Genomic DNA, 22,990 nt, shown 5'->3' on the forward strand with positions numbered 1-22,990 from the left:
CGAGGGAACTTCCCTCGGCCCGCTCAGTCTTTCCAGCGGCTCACCGCGAGGGTGAACACCGCCGCGCCCGCCCGGCCGCGGGCGTCGGTCGCGGTGATCGTCACCGGATACCGGCCGGGCGGCGTGTCGGGCGCGGTGAAGATCCAGACGATCGCCTGGCCGCCTTCGTAGACGACCGCGGGGCTGAACGTGGCCCGCGCGCCCGGCGGCTCACCGCGGACGCCCAGGCGGACCGCCCCTCCCCCGGTGACCGTCACCTTGGTCTGCGCCAGGAAGCCCGCCTGCGCGGTCTCGACCGTCGGGTTGAGCCAGAGCCGCGCCGCACCCGCCTGGTGTTCGCGCGGGTCGATCGTGAGCGAGAAGTAGCCGCAGGCGATCTCCCCGGCCGCGTTGGTCGCCGTGACCGTCACCGGGTGGATTCCGCCGAAGGCGCGGTCCGCGCACGCCAGCGCCAGCCGCGTCGCCGAACCGGCGGTGAGCACGGCGGGGTCGAAGTGGGCGGTGACGCCGTGCGGCAGCCCGGACACCGACATCGTCACCGCCTGCGGGTTCGCGCCGCGACGGGTGCGGACGACGACCGCGGTGTCGGCGGCACCGAGGCGCACCGACAGCGGCTCGACGGTCACGGTGTGGTCGCCCGAGCGGGCACGGGACTCGAACACGGATCTCCTCAGCGCGGAAGAGATCACTTTCACCGCGGCGCGGCGGGCGAACAATCCGTAGTTCGCCAGGTACGGGTACGGAATTTGATCAGAGCAGCGTCAACTGCTCCTGTGCTATCGCCACATCGGGCGCTCCGGTTGGCAGACTCCCCCGTGGCCACCGGGGCTCGGGAATGTCGGGCCCCGCGAATCCGTGCTTGCGCAGCAGCGGCCCGACCCGAGTGCCCAACGCGCGTCGATAGCGGATGTCGGCGTTGGTGCCGGTGCCGTAGATCCGCCGGTATAACGGCACCAGCGCCGGATGCTCCCGGGCGAGCCAGGCGGCGAACCACTCCCTCGCCCCTCGGCGCAGGTGCAAGGGAAGCACCGTCACCCCCGTCGCGCCCACGTCCGCGATCTGGCCGAGCAGTTCGTCCAGTTGCGCGGCCGTGTCGGTGAGCCCGGGCAGCACCGGCGCGACCATCACCGCGCACGGCAGCCCCGCCTCCCGGGCCCGCCGAACCAGCTCCAGCCGGGCCTGCGGGCTGGCCGTCCCCGGTTCGAGCCGCCGCTGGACGTCCCGGTCGAGCAACGCGATCGACACGGCGAGGCCGACCGACACGTCCTTGCTCACCGAGGCCAGCAGCGGCAGGTCGCGGAACAGCACCGTGCCCTTGGTGAGGATCGAGAACGGGGTTCCGGAGTCGGCGAGCGCGCGAATGATCCCCGGCATCAGCTCGTAGCGGCCCTCCGCCCGCTGATACGGATCGGTGTTCGTGCCCATCGCGACGTGTTCACGTGCCCAGGTCCGCGCCCGCAACTGCTTCGACAGCACCTCGGCGGCGTTGACCTTCACCACGATCTGGCTGTCGAAGTCGTGCCCGGCGTCAAGATCGAGATAAGTGTGGGTCTGGCGGGCGAAACAGTTGTGCGAGACCACGCCGTTGGCGATGAAGTCGCCCGTGCCGGTCGTGATGTCGAACAGTGGCAGCGACAATCCCAGCGCCTGGATCTCCCGGACGCCCAGTCGGGCCGCCGACTTGATCGCCGCGTCGGTGATCGTCCGCTTCGCGGTGACCGCCGGGCCGATCGTGTGGAACAGGCGCAGGTGCTCGGCCAGTCCCCCGTCGACCCGCACGCAGCACCGGCCACCCGGCGCCCGCCGTTCCTCCACCGCGTGCTGGAAACCGAAGCGCGCCAACGCCTCCAGCACCGCCGACGCGGTGTGTGCGCTCAGGTTCGAGAAGCGCACGATCCGATGGGAGTAGCCGCCGTCGGTGTCGAACACGCCCGCGAGCAAACCCTTGCGCCACTCGTCGGTCGGGGTGTCCGGCCAGGTGACCGGCAGGCTCAGGCCGAGGTCGTCGAGCAGGTACGCCGACACCCTCGCCTGAACCTGCTCATCGGGTTCGGCGCCACCGTCGCCCCGGGCGACGCCGCACAGGTAGCCCCGGCGGTAGTCGGCGGTGTCCTTGGGCGGGGCGGCGAACCTTCCCGTGCCCATCAGCTTGTTGCCGACGGTGAGGTGGGGCCTGCGGTCCGGCCCCGCCACCGTCCCGGTGACGTGCTTCCAGCCGCGCTCGGTGAGGAACCGGTGGTCGCCGCTGGCGATCAGGACGGTGCCGTCGTCGAGGGTGACGCGGTAGGCGGGTTTGACGGTGGACCAATGGTCGCGCACCTCCGTCGTCACGTAGTGGCGGTAGCTGCCGCGCCGTTCGGTGCCGTAGACGCGGTCGCCGACCTTCAGTGCCGAGATCGGCTTGGTGGTGCCGTCGGCCATCAGGATCGGGGTGTCGCCGTGCAGGCAGTAGCTGCAGGCGTGCGAGCAGCCCCGATACGGGTTGACCGTCCAGCCGAACGGCAGCGCCGAGGCGCCCGCGACCTTGTTCAGCACGGACTTCGCGAGCACCTCGTGGAACACCATCCCGGCGAACTCCGGAGTACGTACGCTGCGCACAAGTCCGGGCAGACCAGGCAGAACCTGGTCGCCGCCCGCCGCCAACTGCCCGTCCCATCGCACGGCACAAGTCGAACACATGTTCGAACGGGTGTCAACGAACGGAGGCCCCGTGTCCCTCGATCAGGTTCTCGATCCCTTGCGCGCGACCGCGTTCACCCTGTTCGGCGTGCCCACCTCGCGGATGGAGGTGATCGGGTTCCTGACCGGCGCGCTGTGCGTGTGGCTGGTGGCCAGGCAGAACGCGTGGAACTGGCCGATCGGCATCGCGAACAACGTCGCGTTCTTCGCGCTGTTCATCACCGCGGGCATCTACGCCGACGCGTGGCTCCAGGTGGTGTACCTCGGCCTCGCGGTCTACGGCTGGTGGGCGTGGCTGCGCGGCGGTGACCAACACTCGACACTTGCCGTCTCCAGGACGACCCGGACGCAGTGGCAGGCGCTGGCCGCCGTCGGCGTCGCCGGGACCGCCACGCTGACCTGGATCCTCGTCGTGGCAACGGATTCCACCGTTCCCTTCCCGGACGCGGCGACCACCGTCCTATCGCTGCTCGCGACCTGGGGGCAGGCGCGCAAGAAGGTCGAGAGCTGGTGGCTGTGGATCACCGCCGACGTAATCTACGTGCCGCTCTACGCCTACAAGGGCCTCTGGCTGACCGCGATCCTCTACGTCGGCTTCATCGGCCTGTGCGTCATCGGCCTGCGCTCGTGGCGGGCCGACCTGCGCACCCCGGAACTGGCGGCCGCGTGAGGTACCGGCACGCCCTGGTCCTGGGCAAGTTCTATCCGCCGCACGCCGGGCACCACCACCTGATCCGCTCGGCGGCCGCGGCGGCCGAGCGCACGACGGTGGCGGTGCTCGGGTCGAGCGTCGAGTCGCTGTCGATCGCCGACCGGGTCCGCTGGATCGCCGCGGAACACGCGGGCGACCAAGGCGTCGCGGTTCTCGGCGACCTCGACGACCACCCCGTCGACTACCACGACGACGCCGTCTGGGAACTGCACATGGGCGTCATCCGGTCGGTCCTGGCGCGCCGCGCGATCGCCGACGGCGACCCGACGGCGGCCCCGGTCGACGTGGTGTTCACGAGCGAGCACTACGGGGCCGAACTCGCGTCCCGGCTCGGCGCCAAGCACGTCCAGCTCGACCTCGACCGGACCCGCTTCCCCGTCTCCGGCACCGCGGTCCGCGCGGACCCCATCGGCCAGTGGCACTTCCTCGCCCCGGCGACCCGGGCCGGGCTCGCGGCCCGGATCGTGGTCGTCGGCGCCGAGTCGACCGGCACGACGACGCTGTCCAAGGCGCTGGCCGAGCACTACCAGGCGCCGTGGGTGCCCGAGTACGGCAGGCTGCACACCGAGGAGAAGCTCGCCGCGGCCATCGCGCTCACCGGCAACGCCGCCCCCGAGGACCTGGTGTGGACGCTCGGCGACTTCCTCGACGTCGCCGCCCGACAGGCCGAAGCCGAGGACGCCGCCGCGACCGGACCGGTCCTAATCTGCGACAACGACCCCTGGGCCGCCACCGTCTGGGGCGAGCGCTACCTGGGCCGCGAGCATCCCGAGATCGCCGCGAACGCCCGGCGCCCGGCGCTGTACGTGCTCACCGACCACGTCGGCGTCCCGTTCGAGCAGGACGGCTGGCGCGACGGCGAGCACCTGCGCGAGTGGATGACGGCTCGCTTCGTGCGCGGACTCCAGTCGCGGAATGTGCCCTGGGTGCTGGTCACCGGCCACCACGAGCACCGCCTCCGCCAAGCGGTCCGCGCGTGCGACGCCGCCATCCGAAAGCGATTCACCTTTACCGATCCACTCTAGTTTTACAAAAGTCTTCCTCTTGTCAAACGCTGTTTACAAACCTTATGGTTTTGTCAAACGACAGCCGGGAGGCGAGGACAATGTCGACGGAGACGTCAGGGACCATCCCGCAGGGCTCGACCGAGGGCTGGAAGGACGGCAAGCGCTACCTGTGGCTGATCGGCCTGGTGGTGCCCTCCCTGGCCTTCCTGGCGATCGGGCTCTACTACGCGACGGACTGGGCGATCTGGCTGTGGCTCGGCCCCGTCGTCATCCTCGGCGTCGTCCCCGCCATCGACCTCATCGCGGGCCTCGACCGGACCAACCCGCCGGACGACATGATCGAGGCGCTGGAGAACGACAAGTACTACCGCTGGATCACCTACGCGTTCCTGCCGATCCAGTACGCGGGCTTCATCGCCGCGTTCTGGATGATCGGCACGACCGAGATGTCGACGCTCGCCAAGATCGGCCTGGCGATCTCCATCGGCTGTATCGGCGGCATCGGCATCAACACCGCGCACGAGCTGGGCCACAAGAAGGAGAGCCACGAGCGGTGGCTGTCGAAGGTGGCGCTCGCGCAGAGCTTCTACGGCCACTTCTACATCGAGCACAACCGCGGCCACCACGTCCGCGTCGCCACCCCGGAGGACCCGGCCAGCAGCCGCGTCGGCGAGAACTTCTACCAGTTCTGGCCGCGCACGGTCTGGGGCTCGCTGACCAGCGCGTGGCGGCTGGAGAAGAAGCGCTACGCCCGCCGGAACCAGCACCCGTACCGCATCGGCAACGACGTCATCAACGCGTGGCTCATGTCCGCGGTGCTGTGGACCGGCATGACCATCGCGTTCGGCGTCGAGATCCTGCCCTACCTGGTGATCCAGGCGGTCGTCGGCTTCTCGCTGCTGGAGGTCGTCAACTACATGGAGCACTACGGCATGCTGCGGCAGAAGGTCGGCGACGCCGACAAGCGCCGCTACGAGCGGGTCGCCCCGAGCCACAGCTGGAACTCCAACAACATCGCCACCAACGTGCTGCTCTACCACCTGCAGCGGCACAGCGACCACCACGCCAACCCGACCCGCCGCTACCAGACGCTGCGCGACTTCGAGGAGTCGCCGGTGCTGCCCACCGGCTACGCGGGCATGATCGTCCTCGCGCTGATCCCGCCGCTGTGGCGCCGGGTCATGGACTACCGGGTGCTGGAGCACTTCGACGGCGACATGAGCCGGGCGAACATCTCCCCGCGCAAGCGCGACCGGATCCTCGCCGAGTACGACGCCCCGCGCCGCGACGCCGAGCCGACCGACGTGCGCGTCGACCGCTACCGGGTGACCGAGGTCGCCGCCGTGCACGCGGGCCGGTGCCCGAGCTGCGGCTACGTCTACGACGAGGCCGTCGGCGACCCGCGCGAGGGCTTCCCGGCCGGGACGCCGTGGAGCGCGGTCCCCGACAGCTGGTGCTGCCCCGACTGCGGCGTGCGCGAGAAAGTGGACTTCATCCCAGTGTCGCGGGTCAGCGCGTGAGGACTACCTAGAATGACGGTCATGACCACGGTCAGTTCGGCCGACCTGGCCCCCCACCGGCAGCGCATCGTCGCGGCCGCGGCCGAGCTGACCGTGACGTCCGGCTGGGCGTCGGTGACGATGTCCCGGCTGGCCGACATGGTCGGCGTGAGCCGCCAGACCGTCTACAACGAGATCGGCTCCAAGCCGCAGCTCGCCGAGGCGATGGTGCTCGACGAGCTGGCCCGCTTCCTCGCGGTGGTCGACGAGGCGTTCGACAACCATCCCGGCGACCTCCTCCCGGCGATCACCGACGCCGTGCGGGGCGCGCTCGAACTGGCCCAGGGCAACACGCTGCTGCACGCGATCGTGTCGGCCACCCACGGCGCCGACACCGAGTTGCTGCCGCTGCTGACCACCAACGCCGAGTCCCTGCTCGACACCGCCAAGACCGTGGTGGCGGAGCGCCTGCGGCCCTACGACCTGCCGCTCGACGAGCGCGAGCGCGGCGCGGTGATCGACATGGTGGTCCGGCTCGTGCTGAGCCACGTCATGCAGCCGTCCGGGACGCCAGAGCAGACGGCGGCCGACATCGCCTGGATCGCCGGGCGGGTCCTGGCCGGGTGAGGCCGCGCGGTCCTGAGAGGATTGCGCGGTGGATGACTGGGACACACAGCCGATCCCGCGGGTCCCGGCCGACGCGGAACCCGCCCGTGAGGGCCGCCGTCGCAAGCGGGAACCCGACATCCCCGCGGGCCACGGCCACGGCCACGGCCCGGCCTCCCCGGCTTCGGCGCGGGTGCGCAGGCTGCTGATCGCGCTGGTGGCGCCGTTCGCGCTGGCCGCGGTCGTCGGCGTCGCGCTGCTCTTCCCGACCGGCGACGGCCCGGGCGACGTGGGCCAGCAGGCCGTCCTCGGCTCCATCACCGCCGCGGAGGCGGGACCGTGCGGCGAGGGCGGCGACGACAAGCAGTGCCTCACCGTCACGGTGATGATGTCCGACGGGCAGGCCGCGGGCAGCGACATCCGCACGACGATCCCGCTGGAGCCAAGCACCCCGCGCTTCGCCGTCGGCGACGACGTCGTGCTCGCCTACAGCGGCGGCGACCCGCTCAGCGGCGGCTCCTACCAGCTCGTGGACTTCCAGCGCGGCGCGCCGCTGGCGGTGCTGGCCGCGCTGTTCGCCGCCGCCGTGCTCCTGCTCGGCCGCTGGCAGGGTCTCAAGGCGCTGGTGTCGCTTGGCGCGACGTTCGCGGTGCTGCTGCTGTTCATCCTCCCGGCGATCCTGCGCGGCGAGAACCCGCTGCTCGTGGCGATCGCGGGCGCCGGGGTGATCATGTTCGTGGTGCTGTATCTGACCCACGGCCTCTCCGCGCGGACGACGACCGCGGTCCTCGGCACGATGGTCAGTCTGGGGCTCATCGGCGTCCTCAGCGCGGTGTTCGCCGCCGCGTCGAAGCTGACCGGACTGGACGACGAGACCGCCAACCTGGTCGGCTCGCTCGGCAGCCCCATCGACACCCGCGGCCTGCTGCTGGCGGGCATCGTGATCGGCGCGCTCGGCGTGCTGGACGACGTCACGGTCACCCAGACCAGCGCGGTGTGGGAGCTGCGGGCGGCCAACCGGGCGCTGGGCTTCCGCGAGCTCTACGCCGCGGGCACCCGCATCGGCCGCGACCACGTCTCGTCGGCGGTGAACACCCTGGTCATGGCGTACGCGGGTGCCGCGCTGCCGGTGTTGCTGTATTCGTCGATCTCGGGGGTCGGGCTCGGCACGATCCTGGGCTCGCAGTCGATCGCGCAGGAGATCGTGCGGACCCTGGTGGGCAGCATCGGGCTGGTCGCCGCCGTTCCGGTCACGACCGCGATCGCCGCGTGGGTGGCGGTCCACGAGGAGTAGGAGCCGCCATGCGCTTCACCACCCGGCCGGAGCTGGTCGGCACATTCGGGATGGTCTCGTCGACGCACTGGCTGGCGTCGGCGGCGGGCATGGCGGTGCTGGAGGACGGCGGCAACGCGTTCGACGCGGCCGTGGCGGCGGGCTTCGTGCTGCAGGTGGTCGAGCCGCACCTCAACGGGCCGGGCGGGGAGGTGCCCGCGCTGTTCACCACGGCGGGCGACCCGACGCCGCGCGTGCTCTGCGGCCAGGGCGTCGCTCCAGCGGCGGCGAACATTGAGGGCTACCTCGACCTGGGGCTCGACCTGGTTCCCGGCACCGGGCTGCCGGCCGCGACCGTGCCGGGCTCGTGGGACGCCTGGCTCCTGCTGCTGCGCGACCACGGCACCAAGGAGCTGCGCGACGTCCTGCGGTACGCGATCGCCTACGCGCGCGACGGTTTCCCGGTGGTGCCGAACATCCGCGCCGTGATCGACCAGGTGCGCGACCTGTTCACCGACCACTGGCCGACGTCGGCGCACTGGCTCGGCGTGACCGGCGACCGGCACAGCAACCCCGTCCTCGCCGACACCTGGGAACGGCTGCTGGCCGAGGCGGTCGGGTCGACCCGGGAGGCACGCGTCGACGCCGCGCGGGCCGCGTGGTCGCAGGGGTTCGTGGCCGAGGCGATCGACGCGTTCTGCCGAACGGCGGTGCGCGACAGCTCCGGCCGCGACCACGCGGGTTTCCTGACCGGCCAGGATCTGGCGGACTGGTCGGCGAGCTACGAGGACGCGGTCACGGTCGACCAAGGCGAGTGGACCGTCGCGAAGTGCGGGCCGTGGACCCAGGGACCTGTTCTCCTGCAACAGCTCCGGCTGCTGGAGGGCTTCGAGCTGTCCTATGTGGATGGCGTGCCCACGGCGGCGACCGTCCACACCGTCCTGGAGTGCGCGAAGCTCGCGTTCGCCGACCGGGAGGCTTGGTACGGCGACGCCGATGTCCCGCTGGACGACCTGCTGTCGCGGTCCTACGCCGACGAGCGGCGCGCGCTGGTCGGCGACACGGCCTCGCTGGAGCTGCGCCCGGGATCGCCCGGCGGACGGGTGCCGAGGCTGCCGGAGCCGCCCGCGCCGCGGGAAGTCGCGCGGTCGGTCGAGGTCGGCGAGCACGTGATCAGCCGCGACGGCCGGACGCGCGGTGACACCGTCCACGTCGACGTGGTCGACCGGCACGGGAACATGATCTCGGCGACCCCGTCCGGCGGCTGGCTGCAGTCGTCGCCGACCATCCCCTCGCTCGGCTTCTGCCTCAACTCCCGGGCCGAGATGTTCTGGCTGACCGAGGGCCTGCCCAACTCGCTGGCGGGCGGTAAACGCCCCCGGATCACCCTCACCCCGACACTGGCGCTGCGCGACGGCGAGCCCGCGCTGGCGTTCGGCACGCCGGGCGGGGACGGCCAGGACCAGTGGCAGCTGTGCTTCTGGCTGGCCCACACACTCGGCGGGCTCAACCTGCAGGCCGCGATCGACGCGCCGACCTGGCACTCCACCGCGTTCCCGAGCTCGTTCTATCCGCGCGCGTCCAGCCCGGGTGAGGCTTATGTGGAGTCGCGGGTCGGGCAGGCGGCGTTGGACGACCTGCGGCGACGCGGGCACCTCGTGGTGGACGCGGGACCGTGGTCGCTGGGCCGCATGTGCGCGGTCGGCCGCGGCGGGGGCCTGCTGCGGGCGGCGGCGAACCCGCGCGGGATGCAGGGGTACGCGGTCGGGCGTTAGGGCAGGTTGGCGACGAACTTGGTGACGGCTTCGGCCTTCAGCCGCTGCGCGAGCTTGCCCGTCGGCGCGACAGACGCGAGCTGGAACAGGGGACGCTCCGGCGCCGCCTCTCCCCTGGCCTCGGCCCGCAGCTGGGCCACGAGCAGCTGGGAGAACACCAGGCCCGCGGTGTTCGAGCTGCCCGCCAGCGCGTCGGCGAGACGCCGCAGCGGCAGGATGCCCAGCTCACGGCCGCCAGTGCCCGAGTAGACGGCCAGCGACACGTTGATCGTCTTGCGCTTCTCGGCGACGAGCAGGCCGATCGTGCGGACGCCGCGGACGTCGGTGACGATCAGCTCCAGCCGGTCGACGGCGTGCAGGTCGACGGACTTCGTGCCGATCGCCTTGGCCACGACCCTGTGGCCGTCGAGCCAGACCGTGCGGCGGGCCGTCGCCCAGGTCACCAGGCCGAGGACCCCGGCGACCACGGCGGCGGTGACCAGTCCGGCGACGCGGCCGGCGATGAGGCCGACGACGCCACCGAGCGCGGCGCCGAAGACAAGGGAGATCGCCCAGGCCGCGCAGCCGCGGCGCTTGGACGGGTCGGCGAGGGTGAGCGGGAGGCGTTCCGGCTGGGCGGGCTCGGTCATGCTCAGATGCCCCGCCCGCGGCCGCGGTGGGCGGAGGACGGGTCGGTCAGGTCGACCATGCCGGTGAGGAACGGATTGCTGACCCGCTCGCGGCCGATCGTGGTGGCCCCGCCGTGGCCGGGGAGCACGACCGTCTCGTCGTCCAGCGGGAGGATCTTGGTGCGCAGCGACTCGGTCATCTTGGCCATCGAGCCGCCGGGCAGGTCGGTGCGGCCGATGGAGCCCTCGAACAGGGTGTCGCCCGCGAACAGCAGTTGGCCGCCCTCCTCGGTGGCCGAGCGGAAGACGACGGAGCCCTCGGTGTGGCCGGGCGTGTGGACGACGGTCATCTTCAGGCCCGCCAGGTCGAGTTCCACGCCGTCGGTCATCTCGCGGACCTCGCGCGGCTCCCGCAGCTGCAAGCCGCCGAAGAACGCCGCGGACTCCCGGCTCAGGCCGCGCAGGGGGTCGCTGAGCATGTAGCGGTCGTCCGGGTGGATCCAGGCGGGCACGTCGTTGCCGTCGCAGACCGGGGCGACGGAGTAGACGTGGTCGAGGTGGCCGTGGGTCAGCAGCGCGGCGACCGGGGACAGCCGGTGCTTGCGCAGCGCCGCCGCGATCGGCTCCTCGGCGTCCTGACCTGGGTCGATGATCACGCAGGGGCCGCCCTCCGCGGGCGCCACGAGGAAGCAGTTCGCCTGGAAGGCCCCGGTCGGGAACCCGACGACAAGCACGGTGGACCTCCAGCCGACGGAATTCTTTGCTTACTCTCAGCCTATCCGGCGGTACCTCCACACAGTTCTTACCGGGGTCCCCCATAGACTGCGCGCCTGCCAGGAACGTGTAGGTCAGGGAGGGTGCCAGGTGCCGAGCAACGAGCAGCGCAGAGAGGCGGCCAAGCGCAAGCTGGAGCGTCAGCTGGCGAACCGGGCCGAACGTGCGCGCAAGCGCCGGATCTTCGGTGTCGTGGGCACCGTCGTTGGCGTCGTGCTGGTCGTCGGCCTGATCTACTGGCTGGCGAACCGCAGCGACGACCCGACGGTCGACCCCGCGGCCAGCACCGCGCCGAGCGAGCCGCCCGCCGACCAGGTCGCCACCCCGGCGAACATCCCGACCGAGTTGGCCGCGGTGCCCAAGCGCCCGACGGCGCTGCCCGCGAAGGCCACCTGCGCGTACCCGGTCGAGGAGGGCAAGCCCGCCTCCAAGCCCGCCCAGGCCCCGCCGACCGAGAACGTCTCGGCCGAGGGCACCGTGGGCGCCACCATCGCCATGGGGTCTGGCGACGTCAAGATCACCCTGGACCGCGCCTTGGCGCCGTGCACGGTCAACAGCTTCGTGAGCCTGGCCAAGCAGGGGTACTTCAACGACACCACCTGCCACCGCCTCACCACCGAGGGCATCCAGGTCCTGCAGTGCGGCGACCCGTCGGCCACCGGCAGCGGCGGCCCCGGCTACAGCTTCGACGACGAGGTCTTCCCGGAGATCAAGTACGGCCGCGGCATCCTCGCGATGGCGAACGCGGGCAAGAACCCGCAGACGAACAAGGGCACCAACGGCAGCCAGTTCTTCATCGTCTACGGCAACGCCGAACTGCCCCCGAACTACACGGTGTTCGGCTCGGTCGAGGCCGAGAGCCTGAAGAAGATCGACGAGATCGCCAAGGCGGGCACCGTCAGCAAGGGCGCCCCCGGCGACGGCTCCCCGAAGAACCCGGTCACCATCAAGTCCGTGACGGTGGCCTGACAGTGAATCGCTCCGCGCTGATCGGGCTGCTGTTCGTGGCCCTCACCGGCTGTTCGACTGCCACGACCGGCAGCCCGGTCGGCGCGGATTCGCCCTCTTCTTCTGACTCTGATCCGACTTCCGGGTCGGCTCCGGCTTCCGGGTCGGCTCCTGGGACTTCGGGCGGCAAGTCCTGCCGCTATGCCACGGCACCGGGTCAGCCCGCGCCGGATGGCCGGGACGTCGGCAAGCCCGCCGAACGGGCCAAGGACGCCCCCGCGAAGGTCACCCTGACCACGAACCTCGGCGCCATCGGCATCTCGCTGACGACCGACACGGCGCCGTGCACCACCCGCAGCTTCCTGCACCTGTCATCGAAGAAGTTCTACGACAACACCTCGTGCCACCGGCTGACGTCGGCCGACAGCCTCAAAGTCCTCCAATGCGGCGACCCGACCGGCAGCGGCGCAGGCGGACCGGGCTACACGGTCCCCGACGAAAACCCCGGCACCCTGAAGCCCTCCGGCGTCGCCGAGACGGTGATCTACCCCCGCGGCACCGTCGCCATGGCCAACACCGGCAGGCCCAACAGCGGCGGCAGCCAGTTCTTCCTGGTCTACGCCGACTCGAAACTCCCCCCGACGTACGCGGTCTTCGGCACAATCGACGACGCGGGCCTGGCGGTCCTGGACAAGGTCGCGAACGGCGGAGTCACCCCACAACGCGGCGAGAACGACGGCGCCCCAACCGTCCCGGTCAAGATCCAGACCGCCGCTGCCAGCTAGGCCAGCCCTAGCACGCGGCCCGACTGGCGGCGCTCTTCCAGCGAGTCCGCGACTTCCACGAGCAGCGCATCGCCGCTGGCCCGGGCAATTCGAACAGCTTCCAGCCAGGTAGACCCGACGGTGATACGGCAGAGTTGGACCAGCGCCCGCCTGCGCACGTGCCGGTGTGGGTCGCCCATCATCCAGAACAGCACCTCCTGGGCCGCCGCGACCGGCAGGAAGTCAGCCAACAAATCGGCGACCAACCCACGGACTGACCGCGACGAGTCATTAGTGGCGGCCCGATGGAGCCATTTACCAATCACCGCGGCATCATCGCCCGACGCCAGCTCCTTTACGAGGGCACAGCGCGCACGCTCGTCGGACCGATCATCCAGCAGGGAAACCAGCTCGCGGCTCGGACGGCGCTCGGCAGGGCGACGCGGGTCCAGTTGCTCCAGCCAATCGAGGTACCAGCGCGCGAAGTCGGTGGCCGGGTGGAGTGCGGGCAGCGAATTCTCGCTGCCGATTCGGGTGAACAAGCGGCCATACATCTCGCCGCTCAACACAAGAAAGGTCTTATCCGTACAGCCATGACCTGCGATCTCGATGACTTCAGCCCGTCCAGCACCATCAAGAGCGATCTGGCGAACACGGTCGGGCATCTCCACCGAGCGCCAGAACGCCACCGGCTCGAGGCCGGTTCCCGGCCCCACCCCGCCATCACCGACCTGCGTCAAGAACGCGCGATACTCCCCAGGCAACTCGACGCCGTTCACTTGCTCGAAGGCACGGACACGGGACTCGGCGAGCGGCTCGCCCAGCGGGCGGCCACCCGCCACCCACACGGTCGTGTCGTCACGCCGGACCACCCAGGGGAACACGGCCCGCACCAGAGAGTGGATCTCGTCAACGATTGGGAAGTCCGTCGCGGTCATCGTCGCTACCGACGCCCGTCAGTCGACAACATTAAAACGAATTGTTGCCCCGTCCGGCAGATCTCGTAGCTGACGGGCAAGGTCAGCACGGAAACGCATCCCTTCGATCGCGTCGGCGGAATAGAGATTCGTCAATTCAAACGGGCCGTTCGCCACGAACGGAATCTTGGGAAGTAGCCGCCTGCCCACCGGAAGTGCACCGTTCTGCTGCTGCCAACCGCGCGCGAGTGGCCAACCGGTGGCTGACCGGTGGTCCCCGAGCACCGATTCCGCCCATCCATCCAAGCTGTCGGCCACAGCTTCGCTCTCGCCCGTTTCAGGATTGAAGCGGGAGATGCCACGCGACCCGATGTAGAACTGTTCACCGAAGACGTCCTCGGCGAAGAACGTAATGCCAGCAGGCAAGTCTGGATACAGTCCGCGCCACAGTCCGGTCGAATTCCACTCAGCGCCACTCGTCTCGCCAACGTCTTCGCCCCACGCGAAAATATGCAGGGCGGACTCGAAACCATAACAGCCGTTCTTGAGACGCAACAGCGGAAGAAGGGCCGGATCGAATTCGAATCGACTCTCATCGATCTGCGGACCGAGTCCCGGACCGCAGATCGACGCAAGCTTCTCAAGGCTGTTGGGCATACTCTAAGGTACCACCTGGATATTGACTTTCGTGCCGTCGGGGTATGGCCTGCATTGGTTTCCGATACAAGCGCCCGCACCCTTGTTGTCACTCGACGGTATATGCCGGACGCTGGCGCCCTGTCCGCCTTCGCTGAACATCGCAGGCGGATATTCGTCCCGATCCTTCCCAGGCTGGGTGGGAATGCCGTTCAGTGAGTCCTTGCGGTTCTGCGCGGCCCCTCCACGATCAATGGTCAGGGTGGACGGGTGTCCGGCGGCTTGAGCGTCCTCGATGTGTTGGGCCGACTCTGGATACTTGCTCTTGGACACCTGGACGTCCACCGTGCCGCAGTTGTGGACAAGTACCGGAGTGGCACCGGCCGCGACGTAGTAGGTGTGCACCGTGTCGACGGTGAGGTCGTAGACCTCACCGGGGCTGGTGTAATGACGGACCGCGATGGCCTGGACCCAGGTTCCTGCCGAGGTGCGCAGCCAGGAGCCCACCTGCAGGTCACCGATCGGAACCCACTTGTTGAGATCGGTCACCCACACCGGGTGCCAGTCCGTCGCCGTGATGGTCGAGGTGGCCGTCCCGTTGTTCCCATCGATGTCGATGGTGACCTCGGTACGTTCCGGTTCGTCGTCGTGGACCCAGGTCTTGGTGACTTCCCGCACCGTGGTCTGGCCGGTCAGCGGATCGGTCGCGATGACCTTGTCGCCGATCCGCACCTCATCGATTCGCTTGTGGGACCCGTCCGCCATCAGGACGAGGGTCGCCCCAGGAAAGCTGTGGCAGGACGGCGAGTCGGCCTTGGGCGCGGGAGCGTTGTCGCCGGCCTTGGCTGCCTTCCCCGCGTCGGCGGCGTTGTTGGCGTTCTTGGCTGCCTGGGCGGCGTCGAGGGCCTTGTTGCCGTACTTGGCGGCGTTGGCCGCGTAACCCGCTCCAGGGATCGCCGAAGCCGCCGAGAGGCCGGCGTTGACGTAGTCGCCCTCAGTCGCGTACCAGCCCGCGTTCGCCAGGTCGGCGGGTTCGCCGATGACCGGGACCATGCCGACGACGTCCAGCGTTGTGTGGCCGATCGTCTTCCACGACGGCATCTTCGGCCACTTGCCGGTCGGGTCGGTCAGCTTGACCGGGTTGTTGTGCGTGTACGTGTACGCCGCCAGGTTGCGGGGTTCGGTGATACCCCCCGCGACGTCCTTGTCGAGGTAGTCCGGCAACGCCGGGTCAGCGCCCGCCCACAGCTGGGTCCGCGGGTTGTAATACCGCGCCCCGTAGTAGTACAAGCCGGTTTCGGCGTCGAGTTCCTTGCCGGTGAACTGGTACGGCGTGTCCGCCTGCCCGGTCCGCTCCTCCACCCAGGTCTCCCCGAACGGGAAGTACTCCAGGTGTTCGATGACCGCGCCCGACGTGTCCGTCACGTACCCGGACGACCCGATGTGGTCGGCGTGGAAGAACGACTGGGTTGACTCCACACCCGACGCCACTGTCTTCGTCGTCAGTCGGGTGTCGCCGATGAAGACGTGTTTGTAGCCTGTGCCGTCGCGTTCGCTGTAGTTGCGGTTGGGGTACAGGTGTAGGCCGTCGCCGTCCTTGACGACGCGGTCGCCCGCGGCGTCGTACACATAGGACACCGTGGCTGACGCGCAGGCGTCGGGGTTCTGACCGACGGTCGTTCCCGAGTCGATGTTGCAGGCGAGGCGGTTCTCCTCGTCCCACACGAACTGGCGGCGCTTGTTCCCGGCCGCGGTGTTCACCGTGTCCGTGACGTTGCCGTTGGCGTCATAGGCGTGGGTGATCGGGCCGACCTGGCTCGGCGCGTGCGGCTTGGTACCCCCATAGACGTACGCGTAGTCGTAGCTGGTCTTGTCCTGCACGTCCGCCGGGTTCGACGGGTCGTCGACCGGCTCGATCGGACCAGGCGACCCCGCGCCGATCGGGAACGCGGGCACGCCGCCGACGATCTCGTGGCGCTGGGACTTGCTCGTCGTGTTGTGGATCGAGTCGTAGGCCAGGGTCAGGGTGAACTTGTTGGCCCGGTTGTTCTTGTCCGTGTAGAGGCCGGACGCCGACGTCAGCCGGTACTGGTCGTCGTACCCGTAGGTCTGGGTGCTCGGACCGCCGATCACCGGGTTCTGCGGCGCGGTGTTCGCCAGCGCGGTGATGTTGCCGATGTTGTCGTAGGTGTAGCCCAGGTTCTGGAACGTAGCCCCGGTCGGCGTGGCCGACTTCAGTGCCGCGAGCCTGCGGTCCTCGGCGTCGTAGGTGTAGGTGGTGCGGACCCCGTTGCCGGTCTGCTGCAACACCTTCTGGCCGAACTTGTCGTAGTCCAGCCGGTCCAGGTAGGTGTAGTTCGTCCCGCCCTTGGCCCCCGTCGCGCGGGTGACCTGGCCGCCGGAGTCGTAGTCGTAGGTCAGCGCCTCGCCGTCCGGGTAGGTCAGTTGCAGCACCCGGTTGAACGCGTCGTAGCGCCACGCGGTCGTGTAGGAGCGGTTGACCGCGCTGATCGTGCGCGTCTCCCGGGTCACCTCACCCAGCGGCCCGTAGCCCCGGGTGACCGTCCCGGCCGCGTCCCGGATCTCGGTGACCCGCGACGCCGCGTTGTCCGCCGCGCCTGGCGCGCCGTAGGAGTAGGTGACGTTGTTGCCCGGGAAGTTCGGGAAGCGGACGGCCTTCAGCCGCGAGTAGTCGTAGTCGTACTCGATGGCCTCGCCCGTCGCCCGCAGGTTCGCGGTGATCTTCGCTGTCGGGTTGCCCGCCAGGTCGTAGCGCGTCTCGGTGCGGCCCGCGTCCGGGTTGTCGAACACGGTGCGCCGTCCGAGGCCGTCGTACTCGGCGCGGGTGACGTTGTTCTTGTCGTCGGTGATCGACGTGATCTGGTTGAGCGGGTCGTAGCCGTAGCTGGTCCAGATCACCGCCGGACCGTTGAACTCCTTGACCGCCGTGGTCACCCCGCGGCCGTCGGTGTACGTGCGGCGCTGCTTGCCGTTGCCGTCGGTCACGGTCTTCTCGAACCGGGTCGCGCCCGACCGGTCCTGGCCGAACCCGTACGCCGTGGTCGTGGTGACGCCGTCCGGCTGCACCGTCTTCACCGACCGGTCCACCACGTCGAACGATTCCTTGGTGGGCGCCACCGTGTCGAACGCCGCGTTGAACGTCGTGTTCGCCGCGCCCTTCGGCTCGGTCAGCGGGTAGTACTTCTCCACGGTGCGGCCGAGGAAGTCGAACTTCACCCGCCCGGACACGGTCATCACCTGCTGCGGCGCCGCTCCCGGCGACGCGGCGACCGACGCGTCCTTCTTCGTCTGGAGCACCCGCTTCAGGCCATCGCTGAAGGTGACCGTGTCCATGGTGTCCGCGCGCACCCCCGCCGCGGTCCGGTCGACGTGCCGCGTCGTGGCGTACGGGACCGCCGCCTCGGGGTGGTACTCGAAGTCGATCGTGACCTGGCCGCTGCCCGCCTCGTACGGGCCGGTCACCGTGTCCAACCGACCGACGCTGTCATACGACATCGACAGCGGCTGGTTGTTCTGGTCGATGTTGCGGTCCGGCACGCCGTACTTCAGGTTGTGCGTCGACGACGACCGATATCCGAAACTGTCCACAACGGACTCGACGTGCACGCCGACGACCGTGTCGTAGCCGTACTCCAGCTTGTACCGCTGGCCGGTCTTGTTCGCCGGACCCGTGACCGACCGCAGGTTCCCGTCCGGGAAGTACTCCAGGTCGGAGTTCGCCGACGTCTGGTCGTCGAGGTATTCGCGCACCTGCCACACCGCGCCGGTGACGCAGTCGACGTTCGCCTCGCGGTGCCGCAGCACCGTGTCGCCCGCCCGCTGGCGCAGGTCGCGCGCGATGCCGACGATGTTGCGGTCCCGGCAGGCCGGGTCGGCACCGCTGTAGCCGTAGGTCGTCTCCAGGTCGTCGGCGGCGCCGGAGTCCCCGGCGTCGAACGACCGCACGACGTTGCCGTACCCGTCGTAGACCGTCTCGGTGTAGGTCGACTTCGCCGCCGTCGCCGCGCCCTCGTAGGACTTCTTGTCCACGCGGGTCAGCTGCGGGAACGCGGTCGCCGTCGGGCTGGCCGGGTCGGCCGCGGTGCCGGTGGCGGTGTCGTGGAGCTGGTAGGTGTTGACCGTCTCGGCGAACAGGCGGCCCGCACCGTCCGCGGTGAGGCTGCGGGTCAGCAGGCCACGGGTGTAGTAGCCGTCGATCCGGTACTCGTCGGTGGTCGTGCGGTAGAGGGCGTCCGCGGCCCCGGGGTCGCGCTGCTCGGTGATGACGCGACCGAAGCCGGTGAACTCGCGCTCAAGGCGGTCGTAGCGGCCCTGCTCGTAGCGGTAGGTGGTCAACTGGGTGTCGGCGCCGTCGCCCGGCCGTCCATCGGACAGCGCGGTGCGGGAGAGCACCCAGCGCGACTCGGGCATGGCCTGGGTGTTGCCCGCGCGGGCGTAGTCCAGGTCGATGCGGGCACCCATCGGCCGCGAGACCGAGCGCAGGAGGTTGGTGCGGCCGGTCTTGTTGACCGCGACCAGCATCTCGTTGTCGCGGGTCGACTTGACGTGGTCGGCCAGGCCGTCGCCGTTGACGTCGCGCAGGGCGATCTCGGCGCGGCCGATGCCGGTGGAGACGTCGATGCCGGGGTTGAACACGATGAAGCCGGGGACGACGCCAAGCGGGAAGCCGAAGGTGAAGTAGACACCGCCGCCGAGGGAGGCGTTCTTGTCGACGGCGACGTCGCTGAACGCGCCGCGGAACGGGGTCGGCGCGGTGAAGCCGCTGCCGGTGTTGATCGCGACCTTGACGGGGTTCGCGCCGTCCTTGAACACCCGGTCGGTCAGGCCGTCGCCGTTGACGTCGGCCAGGGTGGCGTTGGTCAGCGAGTTGCCCAGCGTGGCGGAAACGCCGCCCGCGAAGCCGTAGTTGTCGAGGTTGAAGCCCAGGTTGACGCCGATGTTGCGGGTGGAGGCGTCGTTGACCGGGCCGCCGCGCCACGGCTCGCGTCCGGCGAAGCTGTAGCCGAGGTTCAGCTGGGCGTCGCCGTTGGCGTAGACCTTGTCGGGCAGGCTGTCGCCGTTGATGTCGGTCAGGTCGAACCTGACGTCGGACTCGCCGCCGCCGAGGTTGCCGCCGATGCCCAGCGCGGGCATCTCGATGCCGGTGCGGGCCGAGTTCGCCGAGCTGTCGCCGGTCGGGGCGTCGGTGCCGCTCGCGGTGGCGAGGGTGCGTGCCGGGCTGCCCGCGGAGAAGGAGACGCCGCCGGAGATCGAGTCCGACTCGCGGACGTTGCCGCCGAGGGTGCCGCGCTTGGTCCCGAGGCCACCCCTCATGTCGGAGTACTGGATCTCCTTGGCGCCCACGACGTCGGGGAACCGGTCGCCGTTGATGTCGACGAAGTCGACCTCTCCCGCGGTGGTGCCGATCGCCCCGGTGCCGCCGAACGGGCCGAGGGTCAGCGTGGTCGAGATCTGCTGGGTGCGGCCGCGGCGCAGCAGGCCGGTCGACCCGGCGATGTCGCTGTCGCGGACGATGTCGATCGTGTCCAGGCCCAGGCGGGAACTGGCCGCCGCTCCCCCGCCGACCCAGGTGGTGTCGTCGGAGGCGACCCACTTGCCCTTGGCGGGCTGCGGGGCGAACACGGTGATACGCGGGGTGGGGACCTTCGGGTCGGCGGTGAACTTGGCCAGGTCGGCCTGCACCGGCTCCTTCGGCAGCGAGTCCTTGTAGGACTGGTCGAGCACGAGCTCGTTCTGCGCGATCGGACGGGTGGCCCGATCCCGGTTGCCCTGGTAGCCGATGACGCCCCAGCCGCGGTACGGCTGGGCGAACGCGCCGGCGTCCGCCGGGCCGTGCAGTGCGCCGGGGACCTGGGTGAACGTGGCGCCGCCGTCGGTGCTGACCCGGAAGGTCAGGGTGTTCACCAGGCCGGGCAGCCTGGTGTTCACCGACGTCAGGTCGAAGAACAGCTCATCGCCCTGGGTCACCGGCACGCTGAGCCGGGTCATGGACGCGGGCAGCCCGGCGCCGTACCAGAGGTCAATCGTGCGCTTGCCCACGAGCGCGCCGCGCTTCTTGGCGGTGAGGAACAGCCGCGCGTTCTCGGAGTTGGGCTTGAGCTGGATGTTGGACTCGATGACGAGCGTGCCCGTCTTCGTCGCGGTGTAGGAGCCCTGCGGCGCGGTGAGCGTGTTGACCGGGTACAGGTTCAGCTCGTAGGGCGGGTTGACCACGATCGTCGGGTTGCCACTGGAGTCCACAACGGACTCGACGCCGTAGGCCTGCGTGTAGTGCGCCTTCGGCACCCACTGCAGCGCGGTCGCGTCGATCGGCGAGTCCACGAGCAGCTTCCACGACAGCCGCTCGCGCGCCCCCACCGTGACGTTGATGTTGATGGGCGTGGTGCCGGTGGACGCGGCGGGCAGCACCTTGCGGATCAGCTCATTGGTAACCGGCTGACCTTCGTAGTCGGTCGTCTCGTGCGTGATCAGCACGGTCACGTTGTCCGACGTGGCCGCCGACTTCACCAGGTCGCCGGTGATCTTCAGCGTCCCGCTCAGCGGCGCGGTGACCTGCGATGGCCGTCCCGCCATCGTGAAGTCGCGCTGCGCGTCGAACACCGTGTTGCTCAGGCCGTTGACGTCGTTGCCCGCCGACAGCCCGGTATAGGTGACCTTGGGGTCCCACGCCACGGTGTCGTACTGTCCGTCCAGAATGGACTGGACGCGGAAGTACAGCGCCTCACCCTTGCGGACCGGCACCGAGTTGACGCCGGTCGGGGCGAACTCGATGTAGTCGTCCGGCCCGATCCGCTGCGCCCACAGCTCGGTGTCCTTGTGCTGGATGGTGACCCGGACGCCGTCGGCCTTCTCGTACTCCGCGCGCTGCGGGCTGGCGTCCTGCACCAGGCGCACCCGGCCGTCGATCTGCACCGTGCCGTCGTAGGGCGCCACCCAGCGGCGCACGCTGTCCAGCAGCGGCGAGTTGTCCACCGCGCGCTCGAACGCCGCGGTCTGGTCGCCGACGATCTCGCCGGTCGCCACGCCCGAGCCGACCGGGACCGGGGTGTTCGCGCTGTTGGCGCTGTAGGCGGGCTTGCCGTTCGCGTCGAGGTAGCCGTAGAGGACGCCGCCGTTGTTCACCAGGTCGGTGATGCCGTCGGCGTTGACGTCGCTGAAGTAGCGGTCCGAGGTCGTGGTGGTCGAGACGTAATCCAGCTGGCCGTTGATGCCCAGGAACGCCTCGATGCCCGCGGTGCCGGACAGGGTCGTGTCCCGGGAGATGCCGGGCAGGCCGGTCAGCTTGACCGGCGTGTCACCGAACTTGGGCTGCCCGGTCGGACCGGACAGGTTCGGCCGGTAGTACACCTCGCCGTTCTTGCGGAACACCTTGTCCGGCAGGTTGTCGCCGTTGACGTCCTGCAAAGCCAGCAGGCCGTCGGAGACGCCCGCGTTGACGCCGACCTTCACCCCGACCGACCCGCTCTTGACCGGGGCCGCCGGGTTGTAGCCCACGTAGAGGTGGCCGCCCGCGCCGACCGAGGTGGTCGATGACACCGCGCTGGCCTCGCCCTCGCGGATGTTCACCCCGAGGTCGTCGTCCGGCACGGTCCAGCCCGCCGCCGCGGCGAACGCGGTGTAGTTGCCCGACTGGTCGCGGATGTCGTCGAAGTAGTCGAACGTGTGGGTGTTGAACAGGCGGTTGTCCTCGCCGAACTGCGACACCGACGTCAGCAGCGTCTTGGCGAACGCCCCGGTCCGGTAGTTCAGCTCGTAGGCGCGGACCAGCTGGTCGTCGAGCTTGACCTCGACGCGGCGCAGCAGGTCGGCGGTGACCTTCTTGAACCCGTTCCGCGCGTCGATCTGCACGTCGCCGCGGCGCGCCTCGCCACGCTCGCGGTCCCGGACGAAGGTCACCGAGTAGCGGCCGTCGGTGTCGCCGCGGCCGGTGTAGGTGATCTTCTGCGGGTACAGGTTGGTGCCGGGCACCGTCGCGTCCACCGTGCCGCCGTCGCTCACCTTGGCGTAGCGGTAGCGCATGACGTTGTCGTTGCCGTCGCGGATCTCCCGCAGCGCCCACGTGGCGATCCGGCCTGCGCCGTCGGCCAGCGTGGAGTCCGCGCCGCCGCCGAAGAACATGCGGCTGCCCTGCTTGTCGGTGACCTCCCACCAGTAGTTCGCCGGGCTGTCGCCGTGGCGCACGATCCGGTCGAACCGGCCCTCCACCCGCGAGTGGAACACCTTCTCCGCGGTACGCGCCTGCAACTCGCTCCGGTGGGCGACCGGGGTCAACTGTTCGCCGTTGAGCAGGTAGGTCTCGGTCTCCAGACCGGCGTCGTAGCGCGGCACACCCCAGCGGGTCTCCACCGTCACCGTCGGCGTGCTCAGGTCCCACCCGACGCCGAGCCAGCCGTTCGCGCCCGACGAGCTGTAGGCGACGGTCAGCTTCGGCTCCAGGCCCGCGCGGCCCTTCGGCACCTCCAGCGGGTACGACAGCCGCGCGTCACCGCTGTTGTTGGCCGTCGGCGCGTCGACCAGGTTCACCCCGGCGCCGGGGTCGGCGGCCTTGATGTCCTTGATCTGGTTGGGGTTGAACGACGTGCCCTCGGGATGCTCCGGCCCCGTCACCGCCGAGTCCGCGCCCGCCGCGGGCCCAGGCGCCCCGGCCGCGGCGACCCACCCCGGCGGCACCACGCCCAGCGCCGCCAACGCGACGACCAAGGTCAACAGCAAGCTCTTGACGCGCGCACGAGCCGACGCGAGGACAGTCATGCCCCCGACCCCCTCTGGAG

15 protein-coding genes are annotated in these 22,990 nt (G+C 69.9%); 8 read left to right on the forward strand and 7 right to left on the reverse strand.

Annotated features, from left to right (window positions below; all coding sequences use genetic code 11):
* Window positions 1-23: 23 nt before the first annotated feature.
* Both ACSHT8_RS10810 and ACSHT8_RS10815 read right to left on the reverse strand, forming a co-directional pair.
* Complete coding sequence (locus ACSHT8_RS10810; RefSeq protein ID WP_436500206.1) at window positions 24-662, reverse strand: hypothetical protein; 639 nt, start codon at window positions 660-662, stop codon at window positions 24-26.
* Between the two features lie 88 nt (window positions 663-750).
* Complete coding sequence (locus ACSHT8_RS10815) at window positions 751-2,661, reverse strand: intein-containing Rv2578c family radical SAM protein (protein WP_436500208.1); 1,911 nt, start codon at window positions 2,659-2,661, stop codon at window positions 751-753.
* Window positions 2,662-2,710: 49 nt separating this feature from the next.
* Here ACSHT8_RS10815 and pnuC point away from each other — a divergent pair, with 49 nt between their 5' ends.
* From pnuC to ACSHT8_RS10845, 6 genes are all read left to right on the forward strand, one after another.
* Complete coding sequence (pnuC, locus tag ACSHT8_RS10820) at window positions 2,711-3,349, forward strand: nicotinamide riboside transporter PnuC (RefSeq protein WP_436500210.1); 639 nt, start codon at window positions 2,711-2,713, stop codon at window positions 3,347-3,349.
* Window positions 3,346-4,416 carry an AAA family ATPase gene (locus ACSHT8_RS10825; protein ID WP_436500212.1) on the forward strand — a complete coding sequence of 357 codons (1,071 nt, stop codon included), beginning with the start codon at window positions 3,346-3,348 and terminating at the stop codon, window positions 4,414-4,416. Before pnuC ends, ACSHT8_RS10825 begins: the two co-directional genes overlap by 4 nt.
* Window positions 4,417-4,496: 80 nt before the next feature.
* Window positions 4,497-5,918: a fatty acid desaturase gene (locus tag ACSHT8_RS10830; RefSeq protein WP_436500214.1), complete on the forward strand. Its 1,422-nt coding sequence runs from the start codon at window positions 4,497-4,499 to the stop codon at window positions 5,916-5,918.
* 21 nt (window positions 5,919-5,939) lie between these two features.
* A complete protein-coding gene (locus tag ACSHT8_RS10835; protein WP_436500216.1) occupies window positions 5,940-6,524 on the forward strand; it encodes a TetR family transcriptional regulator in 585 nt (194 codons plus the stop codon).
* A gap of 28 nt (window positions 6,525-6,552) precedes the next feature.
* Complete coding sequence (locus ACSHT8_RS10840; RefSeq protein WP_436500218.1) at window positions 6,553-7,797, forward strand: YibE/F family protein; 1,245 nt, start codon at window positions 6,553-6,555, stop codon at window positions 7,795-7,797.
* Between the two features lie 8 nt (window positions 7,798-7,805).
* Window positions 7,806-9,551, forward strand: a complete 1,746-nt coding sequence (locus ACSHT8_RS10845; protein WP_436500220.1) for a gamma-glutamyltransferase family protein — start codon at window positions 7,806-7,808, stop codon at window positions 9,549-9,551.
* Here the strand turns inward: ACSHT8_RS10845 and ACSHT8_RS10850 are convergent.
* A complete protein-coding gene (locus ACSHT8_RS10850) occupies window positions 9,548-10,180 on the reverse strand; it encodes a hypothetical protein (protein WP_436500222.1) in 633 nt (210 codons plus the stop codon). The genes ACSHT8_RS10845 and ACSHT8_RS10850 overlap by 4 nt on opposite strands.
* A 2-nt stretch (window positions 10,181-10,182) precedes the next feature.
* Window positions 10,183-10,893: an MBL fold metallo-hydrolase gene (locus ACSHT8_RS10855; RefSeq protein WP_436500224.1), complete on the reverse strand. Its 711-nt coding sequence runs from the start codon at window positions 10,891-10,893 to the stop codon at window positions 10,183-10,185.
* 130 nt (window positions 10,894-11,023) lie between these two features.
* Here ACSHT8_RS10855 and ACSHT8_RS10860 point away from each other — a divergent pair, with 130 nt between their 5' ends.
* Both ACSHT8_RS10860 and ACSHT8_RS10865 read left to right on the forward strand, forming a co-directional pair.
* Window positions 11,024-11,902 carry a peptidylprolyl isomerase gene (locus ACSHT8_RS10860; RefSeq protein WP_436500226.1) on the forward strand — a complete coding sequence of 293 codons (879 nt, stop codon included), beginning with the start codon at window positions 11,024-11,026 and terminating at the stop codon, window positions 11,900-11,902.
* Between the two features lie 2 nt (window positions 11,903-11,904).
* Entirely contained in the window at window positions 11,905-12,666 is a 762-nt protein-coding gene (locus ACSHT8_RS10865; RefSeq protein ID WP_436500228.1) for a peptidylprolyl isomerase, read from the forward strand.
* On the opposite strand, the gene ACSHT8_RS10870 is transcribed toward ACSHT8_RS10865, so the two are convergent.
* The 3 genes from ACSHT8_RS10870 to ACSHT8_RS10880 are packed head-to-tail and all read right to left on the reverse strand — an operon-like array spanning window position 12,663 to window position 22,970.
* Window positions 12,663-13,583: a hypothetical protein gene (locus tag ACSHT8_RS10870; protein ID WP_436500229.1), complete on the reverse strand. Its 921-nt coding sequence runs from the start codon at window positions 13,581-13,583 to the stop codon at window positions 12,663-12,665. The two genes, ACSHT8_RS10865 and ACSHT8_RS10870, sit on opposite strands and share 4 nt — an antisense overlap.
* Window positions 13,584-13,601: 18 nt before the next feature.
* On the reverse strand, window positions 13,602-14,219 hold the full coding sequence (locus tag ACSHT8_RS10875; RefSeq protein WP_436500231.1) for a hypothetical protein: 618 nt from the start codon (window positions 14,217-14,219) through the stop codon (window positions 13,602-13,604).
* A 3-nt stretch (window positions 14,220-14,222) separates the two neighbouring features.
* Window positions 14,223-22,970, reverse strand: a complete 8,748-nt coding sequence (locus ACSHT8_RS10880; RefSeq protein ID WP_436500233.1) for a SpvB/TcaC N-terminal domain-containing protein — start codon at window positions 22,968-22,970, stop codon at window positions 14,223-14,225.
* Window positions 22,971-22,990: the final 20 nt, after the last annotated feature.

This window comes from Actinokineospora sp. HUAS TT18 (assembly GCF_051364635.1).
Taxonomy (GTDB): domain Bacteria; phylum Actinomycetota; class Actinomycetes; order Mycobacteriales; family Pseudonocardiaceae; genus Actinokineospora.

What these genes read in the sequence shown, in the direction of transcription:
- ACSHT8_RS10830 (WP_436500214.1), top strand. Translation starts at nt 4,497, where the DNA reads ATGTCGACGGAGACGTCAGGGACCATCCCGCAGGGCTCGACCGAGGGC.
- ACSHT8_RS10835 (WP_436500216.1), top strand. Translation starts at nt 5,940, where the DNA reads ATGACCACGGTCAGTTCGGCCGACCTGGCCCCCCACCGGCAGCGCATC.
- ACSHT8_RS10845 (WP_436500220.1), top strand. Translation starts at nt 7,806, where the DNA reads ATGCGCTTCACCACCCGGCCGGAGCTGGTCGGCACATTCGGGATGGTC.
- ACSHT8_RS10850 (WP_436500222.1), bottom strand. Translation starts at nt 10,180, where the DNA reads ATGACCGAGCCCGCCCAGCCGGAACGCCTCCCGCTCACCCTCGCCGAC.
- ACSHT8_RS10870 (WP_436500229.1), bottom strand. Translation starts at nt 13,583, where the DNA reads ATGACCGCGACGGACTTCCCAATCGTTGACGAGATCCACTCTCTGGTG.
- ACSHT8_RS10875 (WP_436500231.1), bottom strand. Translation starts at nt 14,219, where the DNA reads ATGCCCAACAGCCTTGAGAAGCTTGCGTCGATCTGCGGTCCGGGACTC.
- ACSHT8_RS10880 (WP_436500233.1), bottom strand. Translation starts at nt 22,970, where the DNA reads ATGACTGTCCTCGCGTCGGCTCGTGCGCGCGTCAAGAGCTTGCTGTTG.